Source organism: Nonomuraea dietziae, from assembly GCF_014195505.1.
Lineage (GTDB): Bacteria > Actinomycetota > Actinomycetes > Streptosporangiales > Streptosporangiaceae > Nonomuraea > Nonomuraea roseola.
In genome coordinates, this window is sequence record NZ_JACIBV010000001.1 from 4,886,571 (window position 1) to 4,913,017 (window position 26,447).

The following is a 26,447-nucleotide window of genomic DNA, read 5'->3' on the forward strand; positions in this document are numbered from 1 at the left end:
TTTGCCCGGGTTTGGGCGCCTGATAAGGGCGTTCAGATGAGCGTGCGGTGGAAGTTCTTGAAGCTGCGCGAGGGTGTGGGGCCGCGCTGACCCTGGTAGCGCGAGCCGTACTTCGCCGAGCCGTACGGGTGCTCGGCCGGAGAGCTCAACCGGAACATGCACAGCTGCCCGATCTTCATCCCCGGCCACAGCTTGATCGGCAGTGTGGCCACATTGGACAGCTCCAGCGTCACGTGCCCGGAGAAGCCGGGGTCGATGAAGCCGGCCGTCGAGTGCGTCAGCAGACCCAGCCTGCCGAGAGAGCTCTTCCCCTCCAGCCGGCTCGCCAGGTCGTCCGGGAGGGTGATCACCTCGTAGGTGCTCGCGAGCACGAACTCGCCGGGGTGCAGAATGAAAGGCTCATCCCCCTCAGGCTCCACCTGACGGGTGAGGTCGGGCTGCTCCACGGCGGGATCGATGTGCGGGTAGCGGTGGTTCTCGAACACCCTGAAGAAGCGGTCGAGCCGCACGTCGATGCTGGACGGTTGGATCATTGCCTTGTCGAACGGGTCGAGACTGACCCGGCCGGACTCGATTTCGGCGAGGATGTCTCGGTCAGAAAGCAGCACGGAGAGCAACTTACCGTGTGCGACAGTGAAGTCGGCTGGGGCGGGGTTGCTTGAGTGGGCGGGATTTCCGCTACAGTGGTGGGCGCGGCGATCGCCGATGCGGGTGTAGTTCAATGGCAGAACATCAGCTTCCCAAGCTGACAGCGCGGGTTCGATTCCCGTCACCCGCTCCAACAACGAAAAGCCAGGTCAGGGATTGTTTCCCGACCTGGCTTTTGATCTTTCTGACCCCCCACTCGATCTTCCCTGCCCGTTACGTGCTCGATCCTTCTGGATCTTGGTCCTTCAGGGCCTCCTCCGCGAGCTTCCCGAGGACGTCGGCGATCGCTCGGTCCCGCTCCATCGCGGTGTGCTCATAGATCAACGCCGCCCGCGTCGTCGAGTGGCCCATGCGGGTCATCAGGTCGCGGAGGCTTGCCCCAGAGCGCGCGGCGAGATCGTTTCCGGTGTGACGAAGGTCATGGAAGTGGAAGCCGGAGAGCCCGGCTTTCTTGAGTGCCGCCGCCCAGACGAGGGTGAAGTTCGCGCGTCGCAGCTTGGCGCCCTTGAGGACCGACGAAGACATGCCCGAACTCTCCTTCCTCCGCGTACTTCTCCATGTGCTCCTTGAGGTCCGGCAGGAGCATCGCGGGAACGCTTACCAGGCGCTTGCCCGCTTCAGACTTGGGCGGGCCGATGGTCACCGAGCCGTCCTTGAGTTCGGTCGTGGTCCCAACGATGCGAATCGTCCCCGCCGCCAGGTCCACGTTCCGCCGCTGGAGTGCAGCGAGCTCGCCCCATCGCAGGCTGGCGAATGTAGCGAGCAGCATGAGCATGCGGAACCGCGGTTCGATCGAGTCGGCCAGCACGAAGACCTGCTTCATAGCCAGGACCGGACGCTCAGGCGAGTCCTCCTTACCCGCTCCCTTGATCTTGCAGGGGTTCGACTTGATCAGGCGGGGCGGGTACGCGCGGCACAATGGGGCTGTGCATCCGGACGAGGCGGAAGTCTTAGCCAAGACCAATTGGCGGCTCATGCGTGAGGCGCTGGGGCGACTCAGGTTGTCCGCATCGGAACAGCTCGAATGGATCGACTCGATGGGGTGCAGCTTGGACGAGCTCGCCCTTGAGTTTGATGACGCCTACCAGCCGTCGTGGTTGTCTCGGGAAGCCGGATGGCTCAGCGACGAGCTGGCCGAGTACTTCGACAAGATCGACCAACATCTGTCCGAACTCACAGATGACGGTCCGTTCCCTTGGAGCGCTGAGGGACTACGGAGTCATCCGACATGGGAGCGGTTGCGGAGCCTGGCCAGTGACGCTCTTGACCTCATGCCTCCCGAGCCATGGAGCAGCAGCTCAACACCCTGATCGCCGTATCATTAGCCCCGCGGTGACGAGGAATCAATCACGGTCACTCACAACCAGGCCCAAAGGCCGCTGACCAGGCAGCCCAAGGTCCGCAGCCCGTGATGGCTGCAATCCCAAGCTGATAGTCCGAACTCGATGTATCAGTCCATCCAGTGGAACCAGGCATCGAACACGCTGTACGGCACGCTGCCAAGGACTGTTTCCACCCGAAGCCCGGCTTCTAACGGCAAGCTGAGGACCTGAGAACCGAGTAATGCGATGTCGTGCCGATCGAGCACCTGGCCAATCTGGCGATACTCCTCCTCCCATCCCGGAAGAGCGGTATCCGTAACCGATGACAGATCCGGCAGGCCGCGAGTTCCGGCACCGCCAGGCCCCCATGATTGGATGTCAGGCTGGAAGAGTGCCGCCAGTGGAGCGAGCCGGCACAGTGCCAGAGACAACCCTTCAACGTTTGTCCAGCCGCTCTCGGAACTGCGCATCGATCCATCGCGCTTGGTAATGAAGACATCGACGTAGGACGCATATCCAGAGCCGTAATGCCGGAACTCAGCATGATGAATGCTCAACGTCGGCATTCGGTCGAGGTCAGCGACGACCCGCCGGAGGAACCTCTCGACGGAAGGTGCCCCGCCAGCCCATGCTCCCGCCGTACTGGCCAGTTGATCATTCACTGCGCCTCGAAGAGCCGTCAGATCAACCGCCAGCTGCCTGCTCACTGCTTCACCCTCGGTCCAACTTCCCATCCGTTCGCGCACAATAGCCGGGACGTCCCGTCTGCTGGGCGGCCAGGGGCGTCAGGGTTGCAGTTCGGGTTGCAATACAGAGGCGTTCAGAGCCGTTCAGGATGGACCGAAAATGACCTCTGACCTGCATTGAACGATCTGGAACAGCTCGAACTGGATCTTTTAATTCGCAGATTCAGGATTCGAGCCTGGGGACGAGTGCATGAGGCGATCTTGAACTAATCGCTGGCGTTTCGCTGGTAGGTGGCGAGCCTGCATTGCTCTCTGCAAGAGATCCGAATCAAACCCGTGCGCGTCCAGGTAAGCGAGGAGAGGTTCATATCGATCAGGTCGATCTCGTACGAGTTCCGAGACCAATCGCAGCTCCAGGCGGACCACGGGAACACGATGAGGGCCACACGCGATCATGACGTATTGTTGCCAGGGGCCACGACCGGCGCATTCCATCGCATCTGAGTCGACGTGTTGCTCAAGAGTGCTCATCCCCACCTGGACCCCGTTCACCTCGTAGTTAGTGAAGTACTGCGAAGCTTCGGGGAGCCACGATGGAGCGTGAAGGCAGGGAAACGACGAGAGGGCGGCGGCGAACGTGTCCACATCCTCTCGTCGAGCAGCCAAGATGTCGATGTCCCCGACGGGGAGATGGACCCCTTGCAGAAGAGCGGCGCTTGTGCCGACCACGCGATATGCCGGGTCGGCGTTCACGGCTCTCAGGGCAGTGAGAGCCGTGCCCAATGCCGTAGTTACATCAAGCAGCTGTAGAGATGCGTCGCCGTCGCCCATGGATACGATGGTATCGATCATGAACCGTGCAAGATCAGGTCGCCCGAGGTCTCAAGTGGAGCCACCTTGGGGGCCACTCGCGCGGACGATCACGAATTCTGCGAAGGGCGATGAACAGCGAGGATGTAGTCGTGCGAGGTCGCGAAGGTCTACGACATCCATGAAGATCGTTTGTGGGCCTACGGATCAGAGGGTGCGTGCCCGTTGCGTGCCCATTCGGACGGCGATCAGCGGGGAGTCACGGTGAGTCAGCGGCACTCGACTCACGTCTGCGCAGGTCGGCATTCCCCAGCTCGGCGGGCGTGATCTTGAAAGAGTTCCCAAGCTGACAGCGCGGGTTCGATTCCCGTCACCCGCTCCAAGCATGAAGGCCCAGGTCAGGACTTGAATCCTGATCCGGGCCTCGATTGTTTTCAGAGCCGGTTGATCTTCGCGGGCCATTAACGGGCCATGAGGTCTTGATCACCCCGCAGGCACCAGCGCTCCGGCCGTTCCGCCGTCCTCATCGTCGTCTCGCCGCGCGAGCTGCTTGTCGATGGCGTCTCTGTCCGCACCTCGCACGGCGTGCTGGTAGATCATCGCGGCTCGTACGTTGTCGTGGCCCATGCGCGCCATCAGGTCCTTGAGCGCACCGGACTCCGCGGCAAGCATGTCGCCGGTATGCCTCAGGTCGTGGAAGTGGAGACCGCTCAGGCCCATCTCAGCGACCACGTCGACCCAGCGGGTCCGGGCGTTGAAGCCGCTCCGGCGGATCGCGCCACCCTTCGCGCCGGGAAACATGAGCGCGGCCGGATCGTCCTTGACGTAGGTCTCCATGTGCTCCCGGAGGAGGGGGACGATGCTCCGCGGGATGCCGACCGTGCGCCGACCGGCCTTGGACTTGGGCGGGCCGAGGACCAAGCCGCCGGCTGACCGCTCCACGAAGGCCACGCGGATGCGGACGGCGCATTTCGTCGAGGTCGACGTCCATCCGGCGCAGCGCGCTGACCTCACCCCACCGCAGGCTCGCGAACGTGGCCAGCAGGACCATCGCGCGGAAGCGGCGATCCTGTGTGGAGTCGGCCCGACCGGCCGTGCTCATCTTCCATAGTGCTCGTTCGGCTTCCGCGCGAGTGAGGAAGATCTCAGGATGCGTGCGCATCTCGCCGTGCCGTTGGAAGCGGAGCCGGTAGGCCCGGTCCTTGATCTTGCGGACGTTGCCGATCGGTCGGCGACCCACCCGGTCCGCCAGCTCGAAGACCTGGGCGACAGTGAGTACCGGGCGTTCCTCCGCGCGCTCGTCACCTGCCCCGCACGGGGAGGACGAGGAGCGATACACGGACGCTGACCACACTGACCGCCCTCAACATCAGCATGCTGAGCCGTCTCAAGGCCCGGCTCACTCCGGAGGCTGCCGAGCGACTCGAACTCCAGGTCTACGACGAGACGATTCGCTTCAACATCCTCATCGTCGACCACGCCACCTGCGTCGTTCAGCCGTACCTCCCGCAGGCCCGCGGGGTCGACTCCCCTACGCTCGTGATCACTGACAACACTGCCGCGGACGGACTGTTCCCCGTCTTCGATCAGGTCTTCAACGAGATGTGGGAGCGGAGCAAATCCGTATGACCATCGACACCCGGACCCTCCTGCCCATCGCCGAACAAGCCGTCACCATCGCAAGCGAGATCGTCAGAACAAAGCTGCCCGGAACCGTCACCGTCAAGGGCGACCGCGACATGGCCACCGAAGTGGACTACGCGGTCGAGCAGGCCGTCCGGGAGTTCTTGGCTGTCGAGACGCCGGAGATCGGGTTCCTAGGCGAAGAGGACGGTGGCAGCCGTATTGGAGAGGGCCTGATGTGGGCACTCGATCCAGTCGACGGCACCGCGAACTTCCTGCACGGCATCCCACTATGTGGAATCTCGCTGGGTCTGGTCGACAAGGACATGCCCGCGCTAGGCGTGATCGAGCTGCCCTTTCTCAGCTCCCGCTACACCGCTGCCATAGGAGACGGGGCCAAGGCCAACGGAACCCGGATCCACGTCACAGACACCGGTGACCTCGACGCCGCGATCGTCGCGATAGGGGACTACGCGGTCGGGACCGATGCCGCAGCTAAGAACCGTCCCCGTTTCGCGCTCACGCACGAGCTGGCGGCCCGCGTGCAGCGAGTCCGCATGTTCGGCTCAGCAGCCGTCGACTTGGCCTGGGTCGCCGAAGGCAAGATCGACGCCAACATCATGCTCAGCAACAACCCTTGGGACACCGCGGCCGGCGCCCTCATCGCCCGCGAAGCCGGAGCAACGGTCGTCGACATGGACGGCAGCCCCCACACCATGAACTCCGAAGCCACCATCGCAGCCAGCCCGAAGATCCTTGCTGACCTCGTCGAACTCATCGCCGAAGCGCAAAAGGCCGCACGGCTGAACGCAGGCATTGCCGAATAGTTCTTGTATGGATCAAGGGCGGCGCAAGCCCCGCCACGCGGCCCGAGCTTGCGGGCCGCACGCTGCGCGTGCGGCCCGGGGGCCGTTCTCGCGCGCGCCCGCCACTCGGGCCGCGCGAGGACACAGCCGTTCTATTCCATTTCGCCAGTCGGCGTCTCACGCCAGGCCTCCCAATGGAAGGCATCGCGCCAACCCGAGATGCGATACATCCACATCGTGAATGCCTGAGTCAACACTCGGATGTCTCGGCATGTGCTCTGGAAGTGAGCATCGGCGCCACCATCGCGATGCTCCAACCAGTACGTTCCATCATCGTGACGGTATGCCTGCATGTAGTACTCAGAGTTTTCCGCATCTGACCGTTCCAGGATGAGGAAGCGGTTCTTCGCCGACAACTCGTTCAGGAGCTTGCGGATGTCCTCTGAAGTCGGGCCATCAATAGAGTCACCACGCTCATTGAGCGCACGAACGGCTACCTTCACGGACAGAGAGTAATGCCTCCGGCGGGGGCTCTCCGGCTCCGGGATGATCGCCGCGCCGTACGCCAGGGCCGTAGGTGGCTGAGGTGGAAGCCTGATCATCCCGCCCGCCATCGACCCGGGACAAGCCGAGCAGACCAGGGTCACGGATACCAGATCGTTCGTCCGGTGGGGCGCTGCATCTGGTATCCGTGACCCTGGCCCGCTTCCCCTTCGGGCGGGTCGACGGCATACGGGATGATCAGGCCGGTGGTGCCGTGTGCCGGTCGGCACTACGTTCCTCCATTCGCCACGCTGGCTGCCCAGTTTCGGAGAGCACCAAGCGTTGCAGCGAGACGTTGATCGTCTGCGGCACCCGGCGGCGCCCATGGTTCGGTCCGCAACTCACTCTCGCCGTCGATGACCGACCAAAGATCCTCGAAGTGATCCCGGACACTCAACTCGCGGGGTTGGCTGCGTCGAAGAGTCCTCGTAGGTCCTGCACAAGCTTGGGGAGTGGCAAGCGGCCCGACTCGTACGCGTCTATGTGGTCGAGCATGCGGCCAAACAGTCCGCGCTGGTGATCGTCCATGACGCTCCGTTCCGCTAGCGGTACGACCGTCGGTTTCGCCTAGACCATGTGATCGCACGTCAGAGACTGATCGTCGTGCAATTAGCGTGCAATTAGCCAGAGGAACGAGGAGTCAACCACGGTCACTCACGGCCTGACCGTCACCGCCGCTGACCAGGCTCCCGGTGGTACGGCGGCCATGATCGGTGCAGTTCCCAAGCTGACAGCGCGGGTTCGATTCCCGTCACCCGCTCTCAGCGCGATAGTCCAGGTCGGGTGCGGAATGCGAGACCTGAGCTTTCTTGATCGCCTTGGCCCAGATCTTGATGGAAGCGCTCCTCCTGAGCTGGGCCCTGTGCTCGCTTACGAAGGCAACCCATCAGTCATCGGACAGGTGACGGCGCTCCCAGATGCCGGCCTTCCTGCCTTTCACCCAGACGGGTGGCAACCACATGCACGGTTCCTCCTCTTCTCCGATGGTGCTCACCATGCTCGCTGCCTCATCTCGCGGCGAGACCTCGAAGTAACCGTCATAGAAGGGATCGGCGAAGTCGCGGCCAATCGACTCCTTGAGCCACGACGCGAAGGTGATGTCCTGAGCAAACAGCGCATGATCCAAGCAGCACAGGTTGGGATCCCATCCCCACATCGCGCCCTCAGGATCACGGCAATCCAGCAGTGACGCGATTGCACACCCCCAGTCCAACAACTGGATCATGCCCGCCCGCCGTCCGTAGGACTCGGTTCGAAACTCCACAGCCGATTCAGTGATGTCCGCGAAGATATCGCTGCTCCAGAAGTCGTAGCCCCGGACACCGATGATGCCACCCCGAGGACCGAAACCTCCGTTTCCCACCTCCAGATACAACCGCCGTAGCAGAGAAGGAAGCGGGTACCCAATGGCCTCTTCAGCCTCAGCGACCGCCTCGGGCGAGGCCACCGGTAGGACATCGGGCCCAGCGTCTGACCGTATCGCTTCGAAGATCTCATCCTCGGTCATGATCTGCACTCGCGTGCGGGGACCGCTGGAGGAAGAGCAAGAAGTCGTCCACGTCCATAAGGCTGCATGCTGTCAGCTTCGGCCGACAATGCCACAACACGGAGGCGTCAGTCGCGTGCCAGATCCGTGCCAGAACAGGCGGGCAGTCCAGGTCAATCACGGGTACTAACGGTCACTCGACCCGATCTGACCTCGACCTCTGTGTCCGCAGGTCAGCGCCTCAAGATCAGTAGCCGGTTCCCAAGCTGACAGCGCGGGTTCGATTCCCGTCACCCGCTTCAACGTGCAGGCCCAGGTAGGGGCCATGATCCCAACCCCAGGTCACCAACGATGATCTCCGCCAGGGCCACCACGCGCACGCCCGCGTCCGTCTTGGGACGCCCGGTGACGAGCTCTCCCGTCTTCATCTCGGAGACGGACGCGTCGATCTTGACCGTTCGGGCCTCCAGGTCGAGATTGTGTCGCCGCAGTGCTGCCAGCTCTCCCCACCGCATGCTGCCGAAGGTGGCGAGCAGCACCAGGGCGCGGAAGCGGGGAGGGACGGCAGCCGCCAAGGCGAAGACTTCCGCCACTGTCAGCAGGGGCCTCTCATCGGGACGCTCCACACCCGCGTTCTTGATTCGGCACGGGCTCTTCTTGATCAGCTCGTCCTCTACTGCGGTGTTGAGTATGCCCCTCAACAGCCAGTACGCCTTGGCCATCGTTGAGGAGCCAGGACCGTGCTCCATGAGCTTCGTATGCCACTGCCTAACGTGGCGCGAGGTGATCTCGACCAGCAGCTTGCCACCGAGCGTCGGGTTGATGTGGAGCAGGAGAAGCCCCTCGTAGAGTTATGCCGTCTTGGGCGCAAGGTCCGCTCGGTCATCCACGCAGCCGCGTACTCGCGAAAGAGGATCTTCCCGGAGTTCGGGTCAGTCCACTCCTGATCGCGGATCTCCGCCTCTTTCCTCGCAGCCTGATCTCCGCGTCCGTCTTGCTCGCGGAGGTGTCCGGTGGCGTGTGTTCTTGATCAAAACTCCTAGGAGCGAGAACCGGCCTATGCCATATGGTGCTGGCTCATGACACGGGGTGCTTGGGGATGCTTAGCGGCGATCTGTGTGCCGCTTGCCGTACTGCTCGTCTTGCTCATGATCCCTGTCTGGCGGGACAACGCACGGCTCGACGCCCTGTACGACCGGGCACTCAACTACCCGCTTCCACCGAACACGCGCAACGACTTCTGGGGCGACGGTGACGCGACCATTCAGAAGAACATGAGCGGCGGAAGCGGCGACTACTGCGACTACCGGGTCAGAATCACCCTGCACACCTCGCTCGCGGAAGCCGAGATCCGCCGCTACTACAGCAAGGCGAAGATCGCGGGAGCCGAGCACCCAGCCCACATCACCCTGTGGTTCGCGGAACCCGACGAGCGGAACGGGCGCGGGTACATCCTGGAAATCTACGACTCCCACCGCAGCGACTGGGACTGGCGCTGCATATAACCCCTATGAGATCGGATAGGCGAGAACCTCCACCACGACGAGGGGCCGGCCGGACGCATCCCGGACCGCCCCGAAGACCGCCAGCAACGACGTCGGCACGGCGAGCTTCTTGACCTCCTCCGCCGACGGCATGCGCGCGGTGATCTGTTCCACGACGTGATCGAAGCGGACGCCTTTGCGCGCCTTCTACTCGTGATCAATGGCGGCTGGCCGCCTTGCTGGACTGCGTGCGCTACGACTTGGGCGAGCGGGAAGAGGCCGAGACGGCACCAGCCGCCGTCGAGATGGGTCACCAAGTTGGACACGGCGAACTCATGGGGGCATGAGATGTCGGCCCGGTTCGCTCTCGTGGAAGGCCGCTAGGAGACGTTGTCACGGCCGCCCGCATGGGCCAGGCCGTCGCCGGCCGAGTAGCGCCATGGTGCAATTCACCTTGCAGGAGGCCCGTGGCCTGGCCCGGATAGGCGACCGTCGCGAAGCACCTGTGGGGCCCAGGTCCTCAGCAGCCTGTCCATGCCAGAGCATCCTGGTCATCACTTCGTGTTCGACCACGTCAAGTGGATGTTCTACACCGCTACCTCCTACACGTGGCGCGCCGAAGAGCATGCCCGCGAGACGACGATCCAGATGCATACTGGCCCAGACGGCGCCTCCAATGCCCCCATGCGAGTCGCCGACGCGCGCATAGACCTTCGGCATCGTCCACGCCCGACGCGGCGACCTTGACGCAGCCGTAGACCCAGGCATGGCCGCATTCAACATCGACCGCCGCTCACTCACCGACTTTGTCACAGGGCCGGAACCCTAGACCGGGTCCTTCGCCAGCGTTACCGACGCGAGACACTTGCCGCAGAGTTCTACGAGTGGTTCGTGACAGCCCATCGAGCACCCACGAGTCGACGTCTTTGCCAAGGGTTCATTTCTTGGATCAGACGCCGAGCCGTAAATAAGCGTGGAGCCTGACTTGGGGTGGAGCGACCTTGGTATGCGGCCAGTCCCATGCCGTTCCGACAGCAAGAGGAGCCCATAATTGATTGGCTGACAAAAAATGCATTGTCCTGATGATAGACACCACCTTAGCCACCTCACTGGTGGGCTGTTCATGGATTTGGCCTGCGGCCTGCATCCGAAGCGCGGAGGAGGACATTAGAGAACTCAAACAGATCGTACAGGGGTCCCCTCAGCCTGTCGCCGCCACTCTCGGAGAACAAGATGACTGCGATTCCGGCGAAGGCGGCTCGCTATATTTCAACGCCGATCGCTTCACGACCAGTGATGAAATACTCGGAAAGTTCGCCTCCACCGGGTGGGAGCGGATCGAATCAGTACAGCCAGGCCACCCCCGAATGCGGCCGATGCATCGACGGAATCACAACTAAATGGGGCGACAGAACCGTCGACATCGTCGTCAGCGAGGACCGTCTTAGCTGCTATCTCCTCATCCTGGCTGGTGTCGCGCCCTACGACGCGGAGACTCAGGCTGGCGCGGAGTCGGCACCCAGTGCTTCTCATGTCTGATCGCCAGTCGGACCGCCCAATAAATGAGGAAAACAACATCACCACGGGAGCCATCAGGAGCACCAGCAGGGACAGGCCCTCAATCATCCCAACCGCCATCCGATCATCGATATAAAAGACGCAGCGTCTACCAGCGCTACCGACCCGCATGTCATAGAAGCCTCCGGCGGGGCGCTCCGGCTCCGGAATATCGCCGCGCGGGACTGAGGACTACAGGTGGCTGAGATGGAAGCCTGATCGTGGCCGAGCAAGCATCCGGGCGGTGCTGGTTTCCTGCGGCTGCCTGCAGGCGCTCAACCTCGAGCACGCCGACGCTCGGCGAGGTGACCCCACGCGGATACAACAGCGATGGAGGCCACCAGCAACACAAGGCTTCCTGCGATGTCGAGCACATAGTGGTTGCCCGTGACAAGCACGACTGCCGCCATACCCAACGGGAAGATCCACGACAGCAACGCCCATCTCGGATGGGAGCCCCGCAGCGCGCACCACACGGCATACGCGCACCACAACGACCATCCCACATGCATGCTGGGCATCGCCGAATACAAGTTCCGACCGTTCTCGATCTCTCGTGAGGCATGTCCGCCCAGGATGTCGTGCGCGGCAATGATGTCGACGACGCCCGGTAGAGCGAACCGTGGGGGCGACATGGGCAGCGCCCAGAAAACGGGCAGCACGAGGACGGTCATCGCGACGAGGGTCCGGCGGACCTTGACGTAGACGTCGGCGTGCCGGACGAAGACCCACACCAGCACACCGATGATCGCGAGGTAGTACAGGCGGTAGTAGTACACCGCCGGCTGGATGAGGGCCGGATGCTCGGTCAGCCACTGGTTCGCCCTCAGCGCGATGTCCAGGTGGACGGCCCGCTCTATGGCTTGCAGGGCCAGCGCGTTGGCGGTGGCGGCTGCGACGTCCTTCCCTGCGGCGGCATGAAGCCGTGAGAAAAGAAAGATCACGAGCAGCAGACCAGCCACTTCGACGAGCGGGGCGGGGCGCCTACCCGTCCTCCCGACCAGCACGGCTGACCAAGCACGTGCAACCAGGTGCGATAGCCGATGGGCGGCCACCTCAAGCGGGCTCACGCGGGCACCCTAACTCACCCCGTTTCGACATGGATCATGTCAGCCGAAAGAGCCTCCGGCTCCGGCTCCGGGCTGATCACCGCATGCGGGGCCAGGGCCAGCCGGTAGCTGAGGTAGAACCCGGTTCATCCCGTCCGCCATCGACCCGGGACAAGCCCACGGGCATGCGAGCGGTTGACGTCCCGCTGCCCGCGCGACAATCAGGGCCGATGGCGATGCCGCTGGAACGGCGTGCGGATCGTACCGCCCGCTCCTGACAGCCCTTTCCGTGAAGGTCTTCACACCGGCGCCGGTCAAGGCGTCGATCAGGCCGACCGTCCTAGCGGCGGTCACGTCGTGAACGGCGCCCGGCAGAGGAGGCGAGGCCCACACCAGCCGACCTGCGAGATCGGCCAGCAGTCGCACGTTCATCCCGTGCTGCTTGTGTTTCCCGCTGTAGTACGGCCGTTGGTCGGCCAGGCGATCGATGGGGATGAGGGTTCCGTCCAGGATGGTGGAGGCCAGCTGGGCCGCGCGCGTGACTGCGGCGTGCACGTCATCGGACAGCGCGGCCAGCAGGTCGACGCTTTCAGGGACATAGCGCCAGGCCGTGGTGGTGCCGAGCGAGAAACCGGCGGCCAGCCGCGCGGAGGTGTCGCCGTTACGCACGGGAGCCAGGACAAGCAGCGCGTGCCGGGCCGATGTCCAGCCACCGGCGGCGGCTTTCAGCCCGCTGCGTGCGAATCAGCTCGGCCAGGCGGACCAGGGTGCGGTTGGACAGCGGAATCGAGGCGCGATAAGACAGCAACGAGGCTCCCGGTTGGGATATCGGATCTTGCGCCCTGCGGAAACGGCTTGCTGATCGTTCTCGTGCCGGACCTTTCGCCGCTATTTCGTCTGCGCCCCAATCTGGGCTGCCCCCTACTCCCTCGCCGCGATCTTGTGCTGCCTCGTGACCAGCGTCAGGTTTGCGTGAACGGCTTGCCATGAGGAAGCGGTCTTCCTCCGCCGCGAACGGCCCTCGGCCCCGCCCCGTCCTGCCCAACAGCCGGAAAATCCGCTGCAACGATGGAGCCATGAGTACTTTCCTGACACCACAACAGCTCGCCAGCCGTACCTCCGCCGCCGTCGACGCGGCCGTCGCGGCAGGGCGCGTGCTCGGTCTGACCATCACCGACCCCACGGTGCTTCACGACGTCTTCTCCGTCGTCGTCCACCTGGTGCCCTCGCCGGTCGTGGCCCGGATTCCCACCGTCCTGCCGCACCCAGACGACCTGACCACCCTCGCGCGCCGCCAGCAGGATGAGCTGGACGTGACACGTTGGCTCGCCGCCCAGGGAGTCCCCGTGATCGCGCCCAGCCCGCTCGTGCCGCGGGAACCCGTGCAACGCGACGGTTTCTCGATGACGTTCTGGTCGTTCGTCCCGGAGGACCGTGACAAGGAACCCGACTACGTGGCGAACGCCGAGAGCGTCGCTGACCTGCACGCGGCAATGCGCACCTACCCGGGCCAGCTGGAGTTTCTGGGCGCGGCCGATCCGCGGTTCATCGCGGAAAGCCTCGCCCGGCTCGACCACTTCCCCACCCTGATCGGTGCGGCCGAGCTGGACCGCGCCCGCCGCGAATGGCAGATCCTGAAACCCCTCGTGCGCTCACGCACGGCCTTCGAGGGCCCGGTTCCCTGGCATCGACCTCCAGCCCATCCACGGCGACTCCCCGCCCGCGAACATCTTCTCCGGGGTGGACGGCGACCTCTACGCCGACTTCGAACTGGTCACGCTGGGGCCCGTCGAGTGGGACCTGGCCGCTCTCGGACCCGAGCACGAATCCGCCTACAACCGCGGCGCGCGGCGCAACGGCACGAGGCCGCTCAACGAGGAGGTCCTGGGCTTCGTCAACGCCCTGGGCATGCTGCGGGTCATCGCCACTCTCACGCTGGTCCCGCAGTTGCCCGAGCTGATGGAGTACCTCAAGCCCGCCGTCGACCACTGGCAGACGATGCCCTTCGCGGGCGGCATGAACAGCTGACACCGAGCTCTTTCCATCCTGACGGCCCTGGCCATGGGTGGGCTCCCTGATTGAGGGAAAGGCATCGATCCGTCTTCGGGGAGCTAGCTTGTGAGCCACCCGAACGACCGGGACTCGGACCACCCCCGCCCAGGTCGGCGAGTCACCAGCTCAGGGGCCGTGATCGCGAAAGGCTTCCATGCTGACAGCGCGGGTTCGGGCGTTCGGGCGCGGGTTTCCGGCTACCGGCGGCTCTCGGCCTTTCGCAAGATACGCGCACCTCGGGGTCGTGCCACTGGTGTGCTGGTGCCGCACGGGTAGACATCTCCACCCGACTGCCGCCTGTCGACGACCATCCCGGGACAACGGGTCAGGCGTTGCAAGCCCTGCGCGCGCGGCCAGTCACCAGCGAAGCGCCTGTGTCCAGGAGCTTGCCGCCGTGATGATCTTCCGTATCGTGCACATCGTTGGAGCGATTGCGCTCGCGGACCGGCCATCCACCGTCAGCCCCGTGATCCCGTCCACCACCGTGATCCCTCCCGGCCGAGAGCCAACGTCAAGGGTTCTTACGCGGCGTTGCCGGCGACCTTCGACGTTGGTGGGTGCCGCGACGCCAGACCTGCGGTGAGTCAGCGGCGCCCGTACGTCAGCCTCCGCAGCGCCGCCTCGGCCGGTCCCCTTCGCCCTCGGGGTGCCAGCAGCGCGGCGAGCACCACGGTGGCCAGCCAGGCGACCACGGCGATGCCGGACGCCGCGGCGTCTCCGACACGTGTGCCGAGCCCTCCCGCGTACGGGGCGAACACCGCCACGAAGATCACCGACTGGAGGAGATAGCAGGTCAGAGACCACTGGCCGCACGCGACGAGGGCCCTGACGACCGGACCGGGATACCCGCGCCGCATCCGGCTGACGACGAGTCCGATGATCGCCGCGTACGCGAGCCCGCCGGCGATGCCCGTCACGCTGTGCAGTGCGTACGCTGACACGGCCACCATGTCCGACGGCGTCCAGATCCGGGTGTCGATCAGCATCAGCGGCACCCCTCCGACGAGGGCCAGCCCTGCGCCCACGACGGCGACCCGGGAGAGCAGGTCCCGGTGCGGCACGGGGTCCTCCAGCATGCGGCGCCGAGCCGCCCAGATCCCGAACAGGAAGGCCGGCACCACGCTGGCGGCGAAGTACGTAGGTGTCATCCCGGACCACCCGATGAGCCGCATCACGGTCGCCTCGATCGGGTCCGCCATGGCGGCGGGCGTGTCGCCCTTCGGCGCGGAGATGGTGAGCAGCCCGAAGCCGAACAGCACCACGACGTGCAGCACGAGCCCGACGACGGCGGCCCGCAGCACGGATCGGTCCTCGCGCCGGATGAATCCGACGAGTACGAGCCCGATCAGTCCGTACGCCCCGAGGATGTCACCGAAGAACAGCAGCAGCGCGTGGCAGAAGCCGAACGCCAGCAGCCACAGGCTCCGGCGGCGCAGCACCTTGCGCACTTGTGGCCAGCTTCTGCCGGTGGCGAGCTGCCGGTTGGCGAGTTGCACCAGGCCGTAGCCGAACAGGGCGGCGAACATGGGCAGAGCGCGGCCGTCCACCAGGAGGATCTGGACGCCGCCGACCAGCCGGTCGAGCGAGCCCCCGTTGAGGGCGTAGCCGCGGAAGCCCGCCTCGTGGCCCGAGAGGTACATGTGCGCGTGCGCCAACGCGATGAGCAGCAACATCAGCCCGCGCGCCAGATCCGGCGCCAGCGCGCGATGGGTGATGGGAGTGGCGCCGTCTACGGGAGCCGGTGGGGCGATGGACATGGCTGTCCCCTTGGATTTAGATACATGAATGTAGCTAATCGCCAAGGTAAGCTACATCCGTGTAGCTATGCAAGGGGGTGGAGATGAGCGACCACAGCGCCAGGGCGCGCCGTCGCGGCGAAGAACTGATTAGGGCAATTCACGACGCCGTACTGGAAGAGGTGGTGGAGGTCGGTGCGGGGCGGCTGACCATGGACGGCATCGCCCGGCGCGCGGCCACGCCCCGCACGACCCTGTACCGTCGCTGGTCGGACCCGATCGAGGTGCTCCTCGACGCGCTCTACCACCAGCACCCGGTCGAGGAGCCGACCCCCGGCGCCGACGACCTGCGCGGCGACCTCATCCGCGCCCTGCGTCTCATGGTCGAGTGGGCTCTCAGCCCGGCGGGCCGCGCGGTCGCCACGATTCTCACCGACCCCAAGAGCGTCGCGCTGATGTCCGAGGCGTTGTTCGAGCGGGTCTTCGCCAATCGGGGCGGCACGTTCACCCGTACCGTGCTGCAGCACTACGCCGACCGGGGCCGATTCCCTGTCGAGTTGCTCACCCCTGTCGTGGCCGACATCGGCGAGGCCCTCGTCACCAAGCGCCTGATCGACACCGGGACAGCGCCCAGCGACGAGGACCTGTCGGCCATCGTCGACCAGGCGATCCTGCCCGCCATCGGACTCGGCCCGGGAGGACCAGGAGCAGCGCGCGCCTGAGAAGCTGACAGCGCGGGTTCGACTCCCGTCACCCGCTCCAACCGCTTCGACTTCGTCGTGGAGCGCGCTTCGCGCGTCGAGTCTCATACGGTGTTCTGTGCGGGCGCGGCCCCCACACCCCGCTCCACTGCATCGGCTTCGCCATCTGGGCGCTACGCGCCTGAGAGCTCAGACTGCGCTCTCCTTGGGGCTCCGCCCCAAACCCCGGCGAGGGGCTCCGCCCCTCCCGCTCCCCGACCCCATGGCCCCTGGGCCGGCGACATATCAGTGAGCGTTTGGCAGTCCTGGCTCGGTTTGTGCGAAGGAGCACAGCTCGCAGTCACCTGTTCGCCGAATCGCAGAGGATGGGCCCGCTGACCACATCGACGGCACCGAGAGTTCCTGATGGCAGAGAACGCCGGAGATCGGATTGCGGCGAGGAGGAAGGCGGCCACAGGATCGGAGAGGGCCTTTGTGGGTGCTCGACCCGGTCGGCAGCACCGGGAACTTCCTGCAGGGCATTCCGCTATGTGGATCTCTCTGGGCATCGTGACAAGGACATGGCCGCGCTAGGCGTGATCGAGCTCAGCACCCGCTACATCGCGGTCATAGGAGACGGAGCAAGGCGACGGAACCCCTGGCACTACCGAATGGTTCTCGTATGGGTCAAGGGCTACGCTCCGTGCGGCCACGCGGCGCGAGCTCGCGGGCCCTTCTTGCCCGCTCGCCACTCCGGGCCCTCACCCAGGCGGCACTTGCAACCCTTGTCTAATGTCCGATGTCGAGCTCTGCCTTGATCCTCTGCTCCAGCTCGTCCATGTTGCTGAGGAAATCCGCCGCCAGGTCGACATCGTAGGCATGAGCCAGAATCAGCACTGACCACAAGCAGTCGGCAAGCTCGTGCACGAGCGCCTCTCGGCCACCGGCCACATCTCCACAAGCCCCCTCCGCCGCCATCACAAGCTTGGCGAGATCGCCTGCATCGCCGGTGAACCCGAGCATGAACTCCTCGTTAGTCCAGGTCCGACCTCTTTGGCTCAGGTTCAGGTCGTCGTATAGCTGCTTGATAGCCAAAGCGCGGGTTTGCAGCGACGCGAGATCCATGGTTCTCCCCGATCACGGGCGTTGGCTATCCGATCAGGGCCTGGCCTCGGTCAAAGACCATCCATGTCCGGCATCGCCGGCTACCAACAGGTGAGCGCATCGCATCCCCGGCCCCCAAAGGAGAGAGCCGCTCTATCGGCAGGGTCCGGGCTCGAGCCCAGGTGGCGATGGGAACAGAAAAGCCATACCCCTGGGCGGGGGCGCTCCGGCTCCGGGATGATCGCCGCGCTGGACGGCTGGGCCACAGGTGGCTATGGCGCGCAGCTCGTCACGGCGGTGGACGACCGCCACCATGCGCGAAGCGGGTGAGGAACGTCGCCTCCTCCATGGCGGTGTCGCCGCCGCCGACCGCGACGATGTCCTTGTTGCGGAAGAAGAACCCCTCACATGTCGCGCACCACGAGACGCGGTGGAGGTCTGATCGCCCCGCCCGCCATCGACCCGGGACAAGCCCGAGCAGACCAGGGCCACGGATGATCAGGCAGGCGTGAGGTCTCCCCAGGTGCTCTCTTCCGCAGAATGTGACGATGGAGATCATCAGAGTAACGTCCGATGTGATCACGGTCGGCCTCGGGCCGGACGACGCTCTCGCCATCAGCAACGCCCTCAATGAGATCTGCAACGGCGTCCACCTCGATGAGTGGGACTTCCAGACGCGCATGGGTGTCGATCGGGCACAAGCCCGCAAGGTGCTGCGCGCAATCGGTGCTGCGATCGACATGATGAAGGAGCAACGCCAGGCCGAAGGCAAGGAGTGGTGAACCCTCAGGTCTGGGGTGATCACATGCAATCAGTGTGCGATTAGCCAGGGAACCAGTGGGCAACCACGGTCACTCATGACCGCGCCTACGCCCCAGCCCGGGCACCCTACAAGCCGTGATCCATGCGGTTCCCAAGCTGGCAGCACAGCTAGCCGGGCAGAAATACCGGCCCCTCACCCCATATGGCATCCCACAGCATCGCCGATCCCCACCAAGCGACCGCGCCAAGTGCGATGCTCAACAAGAGCGTCACGACTACCAGTCTCACCAAGGCCTGCCGGGAGGCTCGGGTGGAGCGCTCGGGAGTCATCACAAGCGTCATCCTTGATCGCCGCGCCTACTTGGTCAAGGGTGCTGCAGGGTCGCTTCACGCTGCCTATTGTCCCGCCCAGTTGTTGCTCTCACCGCGGTCTGCCCACGGATCCATGTCCTTGTGCCTCCGGCGGGGGCCTCGGGGACCGGGATGGTCACCGAGAGGCCAAGGCGGTCAATGGTTGAGGTGGAAGCCCGATCTTCGCGCGACAGCCGAGATTGCAGCCTGACCCTTCTGCCCGCCGTATTCCTGGCTTTTCGCTGTCGTCGTGAAACCTCGCGGCGGTTTCCTCTGGCGATCGCGATCGCCCTTCCGTGGCCTACCTGGCGCCATCGGAGGGGGAGGCAGACGTCATGGCCTCCGATCAGAGCAGTCGAGCCCGAGAAGCTTGAGGGCAAGCCCACTCTCGCTGGTCTTTCGCACGTTGTTGAGAGGGGTGGTGCGGCTGGTCGTCGGCGGGTGGAGTCGAACTCATCGCCGAAGCGTAAGAGGCCGCACGACTCAACACGGGCATTGCCGAATGGTTCTCGTATGGATCAAGGGCGGCGCAAGCTTGCAGGCCGTACGCTGCGTGTGGCGCCCTGGGGGCCGTTCTCGCGCGCCGTGGTCGGCGGCGCGGTCAGGAGCGCGAGGGTGGGGGTCTGTCCCCCTCCAGAGTCGGGCGATCACGTGATACGCCTGACCATTGCGTGGGGGTGTTCAATCGACGCCTGACCGCTCTGATCTCAATCTGTCGGTGATGCGCCGTAGCATCCACCATTGTCAGCCTGGGCTTCGAGGCGAAGGGCAGGAACATGGAAGTAGAAGTACAGGTCGCATTCGACTGCACCGACCCCCAGAGGCTCGCCGAGTTCTGGGCGGAGGCGATCGCCGGCTACGCGTTCCCGGCCCCGCCTGACGGCTATCTCTCCTGGGAGAGCTGGGCTGATGGCGAGGACATTCCCGAAGAAGACCGCAACGCGATGCGCGTGCTGCTCGACCAGCACGGCAAGCGGCCCACCCTCTACTTCCAGCGGGTACCCGAGACCAAGGCCACGAAGAACCGGCTGCACCTCGACGTCAAGATCTCGAACGGACTCTCCGGCGAGGAGCGCAAGAACCGGATCGAAGAGGAAGTGGCCCGCCTGATGGAACTCGGAGCCACGGTGGTGGAACGACGCACCCCACCAGAGCTCTGGGTGGTGATGGCGGACGTCGAAGGCAACGAGTTCTGCGTGGTCTGAGCAGCCTCGAAAAGCACACCTCCGGCGGGGGCCCGAGCCATCGAGATGATCACGGCGAGCTGGTCGAGGGCCGTAAGCGGTCGAGGTGGAAGCCGGGTCCTCCCGCCGCCATCGCCCCAAGCGCGAAGCTTCAACGCCCCTGATCACAATTCAGGAATTCCATCCCATCCCACCGGAACAGCCACCCTCCGGCGACGTGCTCCTGCTCCTCCTGCTCCTGCTCCTGCTCCTGCTCCTGCTCCTGCTCCTGCTCCTGGATGATCATCGTGCGAACCCGAGGACCGTACATGGCTGAGACGGAAAGCTGATCATTCCCCCCGCCATCGACACGGGACGAGCCGAACGGACCAGGGCCACCCGGCCAAGGAGTCGTCGCCTCATGCGCGGCCACAGAAGGCGATGGGCAGCGGAAGACCCCGATGGCCCATGACCGGATACGCTTTCAGCGGCGTCAGAGCGTGCTGCGGGCCTCTGGCCGGAGGAGGAGCGGTGATTCGGCCGTTGGGAGCCTCGTTACGCGCCTGCTGTCACGCGGCGCACCCGGCGATCGCGCGCCGGCGGCCGGCGGTGTGTGAGCTGCCGGGGCCGTCCAGGAGGCCACCAGCGCGCATCCGCCGGCAGGGGGCCGGCCCGGTGACGGCGGAGACGCGGCCGTCGTCGTGCGACGTGCGCCGATCGAGGACGGTGTGATGTCGCATCCTTGGCGCGGCTGGTGTGTTCTTCGACCCGGCCTCATGCTGTACGGCGGGACGGTCGGCCGAAATGGCCTGCACGCCCACCACGCGGTTCAGTTGATCGTCTCCGCCGAGCCCTTCACCATGGCTGACGCCCACGATGAGCGGCTGACCACGCGGATCGCCGTCGTTCCCCCCGACACCCGCCACGCGATACTCGCCGGAGCTCGTGAGGCACTGCTCGCTCACCTGGATCCCCGCAGTTCGCCGGGCCGGTCCCTGCTCGCGCGCTTCGGTACGGGGTGCGGGGCTTCGGCTTGGTCACCGTCCGTCACGCGAACCAGGGATCTGCCCGTCTACGGCTCTCCGGCTCATGCCGTGACGGAACCGGCGCGCACGAGCCCGAGATCGGGGCACCACAAGGGACGGCCCCTCATGTTCGCGGAGCCGCCGATCGGGCATGCGCGCTCAGCCGAGGTGACGACCGCGCTGCGGGTCGTCGAGGTGTGGACCGGCCAGAGCGCCGCCGACAGCGTCCCGCTCCACCCGGCGGTGGAGGCGGCGATCACCGTGATCCCCACGCTGCTACGGGGAGGACCGGTGCGACTGCGGACGGTGGCGGACGCGGTCCACCTGTCGCCGAGTCGGCTGGCGCACCTGTTCAGCGCGCACGTGGGGATCCCGCTGCGGCCGTACGTGCGGTGGCTACGCCTGCAGCGTGCCATCGGCCTGGTGGCCGAGGGAGAGACGTTGACGGTGGCCGCTCACAGCGCCGGGTTCACCGACAGTCCACACTTCACCCGGGTCTTCCGGGACACCTTCGGGAACGCGCCCTCCGAGCTTGCCGCCGCGATCGACTGGTTGCCCTGAACCGGAAGACCGCCCAAGCCGCGCCGGAGCTCGGGGGTCGCCGCCGGCGCCGGTCATGAGAGCCGTCGCACTGCCCGCGCCGGAGGTCGGGGGTCGCCGCCGACGCCGGCCATGAGAGCCGTCGCACTGCCTCGCCGGGTGCGGAGCCACGGTGTGTCACCGAACGGTGGCCGGCTACGTCTGCCGTAGCTCGCGCTTGAGGATCTTGCCGGTCGCCGTCATCGGCAGCGAGTCGCAGAACTCGATGGTCCGCGGGTACTTGTACGCGGCCATGTTCTCCCTGCACCAGGCGATGAGCTCGTCCTCGCTCGCCGTCGCGCCGGGCGACGGGATGACGTAGGCCTTGACCTCCTCGCCGTGCGAGGCGTGGGGCACGCCGACCACCGCCACCAGCGAGACAGCCGGGTGCGTCATCAGCACCTCCTCCACCTCGCGCGGGTAGACGTTGAAGCCGCCCCGGATGATCATGTCCTTCGTGCGGTCGATGATGGCGTAGTAGCCGTCCTCGTTGCGGGTGGCGATGTCGCCGGTGCGGAACCAGCCGTCGCGCAGGACCTCCTCGGTCGCCTCGGGCCGTCCGTAGTAGCCCTTCATGACGTTGTGCCCGCGGATGGCGACCTCGCCGGGGCCCTCGCCCTCGATGGTGTTCCAGTGGTCGTCCACCAGCCGCATCTGCACGCCCCAGACGGGGAAGCCGACGGTGCCGGGCTTGGTGGGCCGCCCGAGTTGGTTGAAGCTGGCCACAGGGGAGGTCTCCGACAGGCCGTAGCCCTCCAGGATCGGGATGCCGAAGGTGGCCTCGAAGTCCTTGAGCACCTCGACCGGGCAGGAGGCCCCGCCCGCCACCGCGAGCCGCAGCGTCGAGGGCGCCTCGGCCCCGTCGGCGTGGATCTTCGACAGCAGCGCCCAGAACATCGTCGGCACCCCGGCGAACATGGTCACCCCCTCCCTGCGCATGAGTTCCAGCGTCTCGCCGGGCTCGAAACGCGGCTGGAGGACAAGGGTGGCGCGGCGGCGCAGGCTCACGCACATGCCTGGGATCTGGCCGAAGGAGTGGAAGAGCGGCAGCACGATGAGCGAGACGTCGCCGTCGGGGTCGGCGGGGAACATCTCGTCGCTGACCATGGTGTTGATCAGGATGTTCAGGTGGGTCAGCTCGGCGCCCTTGGGCCGGCCGGTGGTGCCCGAGGTGTAGAGGACGACCGCGGTGTCGTCAGGCGCGGTCTGCACCGTCTCGAACTCCCCGGACATGCCGTCCAGCGCCGCCCAGAACGACTCGCCGTGCTCCGACTCGGTGGCCAGCGGCGTGGCGGGCAGGACGAAGAAGTGCTCGCAGCTCTCGACGGCGTCGAAGGCCTCCCGCCCGCGCGCGCCCATGGGCAGCTCAGGGGAGCCCTCGAAGCAGAAGAGCGCCTTGGCGTCGCTGTCGTCCAGGTGGTAGGTGATCTCGCGCGGCTGCAGCAGCACGTTGAGCGGGACGACGGTCGCCCCTGCCTTGAGGATGCCGAAGTAGACGAAGGGGAAGTACGGCAGGTTCGGGCAGAGCAGCGCGACCTTGTCACCCTTGCCGATCCCCCGGGCCACCAGCAGGCTGGCCACCTGGTTGGCGACGGAGTTCACCATGGAGTACGGCAGGCGCAGGTCGCCGAAGACCAGCGCGGTGCGGTCTGGGACATGGTGGGCGCTGTCTTCCAGAATGATCGACAGGTTGAGCATCGCGACCCTTTCCTCAGGATGTGGGAGGGCCACTCAGCTCGCGTCGAACCCCTCGTCGCGAAAGCGCATGGACCGCTGCCACGCCCGGCGTACGCAGGGCGGTGTCCCCTGCCTCGTCCGGGACCGGAACGTCTTACGTCCCTAGGATGCGCCGAGGGATCTGGGCAGGACTTGTACGAACGTGCCGATTTCCCCTGCGGGCGCCCAGGTCAGGTCCACCAGCCTCCGACGACCTCGACGCCCTCCTTCTCCAGGGCGTCGTGCCACACCGGATCGCGCAGCAGCCGCGCCTCCCAGACCCGCACGATGCCGTCAGGTCCCCTGACCGCGTCCTCGCGGGAGGGATGCATGAACAGCTCGCTCGTGCCCTCGGGCAGGGCCGCGAGCCGCCGGAGGTAGTCGTCCCGCAGTTGCTGGTAGGTGCCGAGTTCGTGTGCCGTGCGTCGATTGGTGGCGATCGTCTGCGGAATGGCCACACCGAGAGCGTCAGCGAGGGCGACGGCCTTGGCGTGCTCCGCCGCGAGCCTCGGCGGCAGCGGCCCGCCGACGTACGGCTCCGCGTCGCGAGGCAGCCGGAAGGCCAGACCGTGGCGCGCACACCATTCCAGCGCCTGCGTGAGCCAGGATCGGCCGTGCAGGCCGTACAGGGTGCCGGCATGAGAGTCCGCCGCCACGGGCGCGAGGCCACGATCGCGCATCCAGCGCAGCTGGGCGTCCGCCTCCCCGATGACCTCCCGGGCCTCGCCTCGGGCTCCGAGAACGAACGGATCGTCACTGAGAGTCCCGTCAGGGTCGACGAGGCTGGCCGCGCCGTCGAGAGGTCGCCAGCGCGGGAGTCCGTGCTCGCTCGTCAGGGTCACGTGCAGCCGGGGCACCACGCCGAGCTTTCGGACGTGGTTCGCGGCCTGCTCGGCGAGAGGAGAGACGGGGATGAGGGTCGTCGCGCTGACCTGTCCTTCGGCGAGCAGGGCGGCGATGACCTCTGTGGTACCGGGCTCGCGGCCGAGATCGTCGGCCGTGATCACGACGCGCCGGGTCACGGGGTGCGCTCCACGTCGGGCTCGTTCGCGGGACCGGCCGGCGGCGGCTCGACCGGCTCAGCATCGGGCGGCGGCTCGACCGGAACCGAGACGAGTCGCGCCGCGACCGCACCGATCGCCGTCAGGACGAACGGGTAGACGCACAGGTAGACACGGAACGCGAGCCCGGGGTCGGTGCCGGGGTCATCGCCCGAGTTGTAGCCGAAGAAGACTCCCAGCGAGGTGAGGGCGAATCCCGTCACGATCCCGTTGAGCCGGGCGAAGAACCCGAATGCCGACAGGAAGAGTCCTTCACGATGCGCCCCGTGGCGCGCGGCGTCGGCGTCCAGGACGCGCGCGACGATGAGGTCGTTCGTCGCGAGCATCCCCGACCATCCGGCGCCTACGAGCACCCCTGCGGCGATCGCGGTCACGAGGTCGGTGGCGAAGAACAGGGCCGCGAAGCTGACCGCCAGGATCGCGAAGGCCAGCCGCCAGGTCCACAGGGCGCCGCGGCGGGCGACGACGCGCGTCCACACCGCGAGGCCGCAGGCCGAGATGAGGATGACGATGCCCTGCAGGTAGAGCGCGTTGGCGACGGGGAGCCCGAGCGAGTAGCGCACGTACAGCTGGATGCCGGAGAGGACGAGCGCCATGGCCACCCCGTAACAGGCGCCGGTGAGGCCGACCGTCCAGAACATCGGGTTGCGGACGATCGACCACAGGCTGGGCAGCAGTCGCGGCCTCTCGTGCGTGGCGTAGCGCGGATTCTCGCGTGCGCTGAGCGCCATGAACGCGATCACGACGAGCGCGATCACGCCGTAGATGATGGCAGTGGTCTGGAAGCCTTCGGTGGTTTCCTCGGTGCCGAACACCTGCGTCGTGAGCAGCGGGGTGATCGCCAGCGAGATCACGAGTGCCACGAGCTGGAAGCCCTGGCGCAGGCTGTTGGCGACGGCTCGGTCGCGCTCGCGCGGGTAGAGCTCGGGGAGCAGCGCGCCGTAGTTCGCGTTGAGCATCGAGTCGAAGGCCTCGCACAGGATCGCGAAGATCGCGAACCAGAGCACGAGGCCGATGCCCTCCAGCGAGGCCGGCGCGGAGAAGAACGCGACCATGCACGCCGCGAGCATGGGCGCACCCACGAGCAGCCACGGCCGGCGCCTGCCGTACCGGCTTCTGGTGCGGTCGGAGAGGTGGCCGAGCACCGGGTTGTCGACGGCGTCGATGATCGCGTAGATCACCATCACCACGCCGTAGGCGCGTACGTCGAGCCCGAGAATGTCGACGTAGAACAGGATCATCGATCCCTTGATCATGTTGATCGGGATCGACGTGCCGAACATCCCGACGGCGTAACGCCAGGCGGGAGTCCGTGCCGGGGCGGAAGCCGTACCGGACCGGGACACACGACCACCCCTTTGCCGATGCCGACGCTGTGCGCGGCGTTACCTTCGCACTCACAGGAGAACAGTGGGTGAAGCGGAATCGTGCCGCGCCGGACGTCACTCACCGGGCACGTCGTGTCCCAGTGTTGTCCCAACGAACACCGCGGAGCAAGGCAGTCGGGCGACAGCGGCCTCGCTGACGTCATGGCGACTGTCTCCGGCTCGAGCGTGGATCAGGAGCGACGGCGCAACCTGGCACGCCGGGTGACCCGGGTGGCCGGCGGGCCGATGGTTGGGGATCGCGTCCGAGCGGCGTCAGTGGTCCGGCGTCTCGTGCCGGTCGATGTGATCGCGGAACCAGTCGAGCGTGAAGCGGTAGGAGGCGATGCCGTAGTCGAGTGTCGCACGCTGATGGGTGACGAGGTCGCGATGCTCCTCGGCAACGTCCAGGGTGTCGAGGTGCTTGTCGAGGGCCGAGAGCGCGGCGAGGTCGGTCTCGATGCGCGCCGTGATGCGGCGGAGCACCGGCAGGCGTTCGGCCGGCTCCAGCAGGCCGAGGAAGTAGAGCCTGGACAGCGCCGCGGTCTCCAGATCGGGCCCGGTCAGCTCCCCCGTCATCCACGCGCGGAACTCCTGACGACCGGCGTCGGTCAGGCGGTACACCTTCCGCCCCCGGCCTCCGGCTTCGACGCTGGCCACCTCGATGAGCCCCCGCGCGAGCAGGCTGTCCAGCGCGCGTTTGATGCTGCCGGAGCTGGCGCTGTAGAAGAGCGCGACGCCGGCCTCGAAGCCTTTGATGAGGTCGTAGAAGGTCTGCGGGGCGATCAGGAGCAGACCGAGGATCACGTGAGCCATGGGCCAAGTCTAGGTCGTTGACTC

26 protein-coding genes, 1 tRNA gene and 3 pseudogenes are annotated in these 26,447 nt (G+C 65.9%); 10 read left to right on the forward strand and 20 right to left on the reverse strand.

Translation table 11 applies throughout. The features are described 5' to 3' along the window. Positions 1-32: 32 nt before the first annotated feature. On the reverse strand, positions 33-608 hold the full coding sequence (dcd, locus tag FHR33_RS23165) for a dCTP deaminase (protein ID WP_183651391.1): 576 nt from the start codon (positions 606-608) through the stop codon (positions 33-35). Positions 609-707: 99 nt separating this feature from the next. Here dcd and FHR33_RS23170 point away from each other — a divergent pair. After that, positions 708-781, forward strand: a tRNA-Gly gene (locus FHR33_RS23170). 80 nt (positions 782-861) lie between these two features. Here the strand turns inward: FHR33_RS23170 and FHR33_RS49195 are convergent. Together FHR33_RS49195 and FHR33_RS49200 are read right to left on the reverse strand one after the other, a co-directional pair. Continuing rightward, positions 862-1,173 (reverse strand): tyrosine-type recombinase/integrase, encoded by a 312-nt coding sequence (locus FHR33_RS49195; RefSeq protein ID WP_221241210.1) that lies wholly within the window; start codon positions 1,171-1,173, stop codon positions 862-864. Further along, positions 1,067-1,471, reverse strand: coding sequence for a site-specific integrase (locus FHR33_RS49200; protein WP_221242512.1), 405 nt, complete (start codon positions 1,469-1,471; stop codon positions 1,067-1,069). The genes FHR33_RS49195 and FHR33_RS49200 overlap by 107 nt, the downstream gene beginning before the upstream one ends. A 103-nt stretch (positions 1,472-1,574) precedes the next feature. Here FHR33_RS49200 and FHR33_RS23180 point away from each other — a divergent pair, with 103 nt between their 5' ends. Continuing rightward, entirely contained in the window at positions 1,575-1,958 is a 384-nt protein-coding gene (locus tag FHR33_RS23180) for a hypothetical protein (RefSeq protein ID WP_183651394.1), read from the forward strand. Between the two features lie 140 nt (positions 1,959-2,098). Here FHR33_RS23180 and FHR33_RS23185 read toward each other — a convergent pair whose 3' ends face one another. Beyond that, positions 2,099-2,677, reverse strand: coding sequence for a hypothetical protein (locus tag FHR33_RS23185; RefSeq protein WP_183651397.1), 579 nt, complete (start codon positions 2,675-2,677; stop codon positions 2,099-2,101). A 1,272-nt stretch (positions 2,678-3,949) separates the two neighbouring features. Beyond that, the gene (locus tag FHR33_RS23190; protein WP_312895683.1) at positions 3,950-4,480 is read right to left on the reverse strand and encodes a tyrosine-type recombinase/integrase; all 531 of its coding nucleotides are present in this window, start codon (positions 4,478-4,480) and stop codon (positions 3,950-3,952) included. Positions 4,481-4,840: 360 nt separating this feature from the next. Between FHR33_RS23190 and FHR33_RS23195 the strand changes: the two genes are divergently transcribed. Together FHR33_RS23195 and FHR33_RS23200 are read left to right on the forward strand one after the other, a co-directional pair. Continuing rightward, on the forward strand, positions 4,841-5,095 hold the full coding sequence (locus FHR33_RS23195) for a DUF5919 domain-containing protein (RefSeq protein ID WP_183651403.1): 255 nt from the start codon (positions 4,841-4,843) through the stop codon (positions 5,093-5,095). Next, positions 5,092-5,916: an inositol monophosphatase family protein gene (locus FHR33_RS23200; RefSeq protein ID WP_183651406.1), complete on the forward strand. Its 825-nt coding sequence runs from the start codon at positions 5,092-5,094 to the stop codon at positions 5,914-5,916. Before FHR33_RS23195 ends, FHR33_RS23200 begins: the two co-directional genes overlap by 4 nt. 131 nt (positions 5,917-6,047) lie before the next feature. Here the strand turns inward: FHR33_RS23200 and FHR33_RS23205 are convergent, their stop codons facing one another. The 3 genes from FHR33_RS23205 to FHR33_RS23215 all read right to left on the reverse strand — a co-directional run bounded on the left by FHR33_RS23205 (position 6,048) and on the right by FHR33_RS23215 (position 8,646). After that, on the reverse strand, positions 6,048-6,398 hold the full coding sequence (locus tag FHR33_RS23205; RefSeq protein ID WP_183651409.1) for a hypothetical protein: 351 nt from the start codon (positions 6,396-6,398) through the stop codon (positions 6,048-6,050). Positions 6,399-7,324: 926 nt separating this feature from the next. Beyond that, on the reverse strand, positions 7,325-7,945 hold the full coding sequence (locus tag FHR33_RS23210) for an SMI1/KNR4 family protein (protein WP_183651412.1): 621 nt from the start codon (positions 7,943-7,945) through the stop codon (positions 7,325-7,327). Positions 7,946-8,223: 278 nt separating this feature from the next. Next, entirely contained in the window at positions 8,224-8,646 is a 423-nt protein-coding gene (locus FHR33_RS23215; RefSeq protein ID WP_183651415.1) for a site-specific integrase, read from the reverse strand. Positions 8,647-9,072: 426 nt separating this feature from the next. Between FHR33_RS23215 and FHR33_RS23220 the strand changes: the two genes are divergently transcribed. Continuing rightward, positions 9,073-9,429: a hypothetical protein gene (locus tag FHR33_RS23220; protein ID WP_183651418.1), complete on the forward strand. Its 357-nt coding sequence runs from the start codon at positions 9,073-9,075 to the stop codon at positions 9,427-9,429. A 3-nt stretch (positions 9,430-9,432) separates the two neighbouring features. Here the strand turns inward: FHR33_RS23220 and FHR33_RS23225 are convergent, their stop codons facing one another. The 3 genes and pseudogenes from FHR33_RS23225 to FHR33_RS23235 form a co-directional block, all read right to left on the reverse strand. Further along, on the reverse strand, positions 9,433-9,582 hold the full coding sequence (locus FHR33_RS23225) for a hypothetical protein (protein WP_183651421.1): 150 nt from the start codon (positions 9,580-9,582) through the stop codon (positions 9,433-9,435). Positions 9,583-11,240: 1,658 nt separating this feature from the next. Further along, complete coding sequence (locus FHR33_RS23230) at positions 11,241-11,927, reverse strand: phosphatase PAP2 family protein (RefSeq protein WP_221241211.1); 687 nt, start codon at positions 11,925-11,927, stop codon at positions 11,241-11,243. A gap of 311 nt (positions 11,928-12,238) precedes the next feature. After that, positions 12,239-12,822: pseudogene (locus FHR33_RS23235) on the reverse strand (transposase family protein); the annotation flags it as partial. A 268-nt stretch (positions 12,823-13,090) separates the two neighbouring features. Between FHR33_RS23235 and FHR33_RS23240 the strand changes: the two are divergent. After that, positions 13,091-14,042, forward strand: a pseudogene (locus tag FHR33_RS23240) (phosphotransferase). Positions 14,043-14,650: 608 nt separating this feature from the next. On the opposite strand, the gene FHR33_RS23245 reads toward FHR33_RS23240, so the two are convergent. Next, a complete protein-coding gene (locus FHR33_RS23245) occupies positions 14,651-15,823 on the reverse strand; it encodes a DUF418 domain-containing protein (RefSeq protein WP_183651424.1) in 1,173 nt (390 codons plus the stop codon). 83 nt (positions 15,824-15,906) lie between these two features. Here FHR33_RS23245 and FHR33_RS23250 point away from each other — a divergent pair, with 83 nt between their 5' ends. Then, complete coding sequence (locus tag FHR33_RS23250) at positions 15,907-16,524, forward strand: TetR/AcrR family transcriptional regulator (RefSeq protein ID WP_183651427.1); 618 nt, start codon at positions 15,907-15,909, stop codon at positions 16,522-16,524. A gap of 747 nt (positions 16,525-17,271) precedes the next feature. On the opposite strand, the gene FHR33_RS23255 is transcribed toward FHR33_RS23250, so the two are convergent. Both FHR33_RS23255 and FHR33_RS53340 read right to left on the reverse strand, forming a co-directional pair. Beyond that, complete coding sequence (locus FHR33_RS23255; RefSeq protein WP_183651430.1) at positions 17,272-17,607, reverse strand: nucleoside triphosphate pyrophosphohydrolase family protein; 336 nt, start codon at positions 17,605-17,607, stop codon at positions 17,272-17,274. Positions 17,608-17,862: 255 nt separating this feature from the next. Next, a pseudogene (locus FHR33_RS53340) lies at positions 17,863-18,112 on the reverse strand (NAD-binding protein); the annotation flags it as partial. Positions 18,113-18,134: 22 nt separating this feature from the next. On the opposite strand from FHR33_RS53340, the gene FHR33_RS23260 reads away from it, so the two are divergent. Next, complete coding sequence (locus FHR33_RS23260) at positions 18,135-18,368, forward strand: hypothetical protein (protein ID WP_183651433.1); 234 nt, start codon at positions 18,135-18,137, stop codon at positions 18,366-18,368. Between the two features lie 1,107 nt (positions 18,369-19,475). Then, positions 19,476-19,904, forward strand: coding sequence for a VOC family protein (locus FHR33_RS23265; RefSeq protein ID WP_183651436.1), 429 nt, complete (start codon positions 19,476-19,478; stop codon positions 19,902-19,904). Positions 19,905-20,034: 130 nt separating this feature from the next. On the opposite strand, the gene FHR33_RS51855 is transcribed toward FHR33_RS23265, so the two are convergent. Continuing rightward, positions 20,035-20,169: a hypothetical protein gene (locus FHR33_RS51855; protein ID WP_281388176.1), complete on the reverse strand. Its 135-nt coding sequence runs from the start codon at positions 20,167-20,169 to the stop codon at positions 20,035-20,037. Between the two features lie 262 nt (positions 20,170-20,431). Next, a complete protein-coding gene (locus FHR33_RS23270; RefSeq protein WP_183651439.1) occupies positions 20,432-20,827 on the reverse strand; it encodes a hypothetical protein in 396 nt (131 codons plus the stop codon). Positions 20,828-21,013: 186 nt separating this feature from the next. Here FHR33_RS23270 and FHR33_RS23275 point away from each other — a divergent pair, with 186 nt between their 5' ends. Then, complete coding sequence (locus tag FHR33_RS23275) at positions 21,014-21,448, forward strand: helix-turn-helix transcriptional regulator (protein ID WP_183651442.1); 435 nt, start codon at positions 21,014-21,016, stop codon at positions 21,446-21,448. A 174-nt stretch (positions 21,449-21,622) separates the two neighbouring features. On the opposite strand, the gene FHR33_RS23280 is transcribed toward FHR33_RS23275, so the two are convergent. The 4 genes from FHR33_RS23280 to FHR33_RS23295 all read right to left on the reverse strand — a co-directional run bounded on the left by FHR33_RS23280 (position 21,623) and on the right by FHR33_RS23295 (position 26,423). After that, positions 21,623-23,164 (reverse strand): long-chain-fatty-acid--CoA ligase, encoded by a 1,542-nt coding sequence (locus FHR33_RS23280; protein WP_183651446.1) that lies wholly within the window; start codon positions 23,162-23,164, stop codon positions 21,623-21,625. 209 nt (positions 23,165-23,373) lie between these two features. Further along, positions 23,374-24,204 carry a carbohydrate deacetylase gene (locus FHR33_RS23285; protein ID WP_183651449.1) on the reverse strand — a complete coding sequence of 277 codons (831 nt, stop codon included), beginning with the start codon at positions 24,202-24,204 and terminating at the stop codon, positions 23,374-23,376. Continuing rightward, the gene (locus FHR33_RS23290; protein WP_246452056.1) at positions 24,201-25,526 is read right to left on the reverse strand and encodes an MFS transporter; all 1,326 of its coding nucleotides are present in this window, start codon (positions 25,524-25,526) and stop codon (positions 24,201-24,203) included. The genes FHR33_RS23285 and FHR33_RS23290 overlap by 4 nt, the downstream gene beginning before the upstream one ends. 357 nt (positions 25,527-25,883) lie before the next feature. Continuing rightward, positions 25,884-26,423, reverse strand: a complete 540-nt coding sequence (locus tag FHR33_RS23295; RefSeq protein ID WP_183651455.1) for a PadR family transcriptional regulator — start codon at positions 26,421-26,423, stop codon at positions 25,884-25,886. Positions 26,424-26,447: the final 24 nt, after the last annotated feature.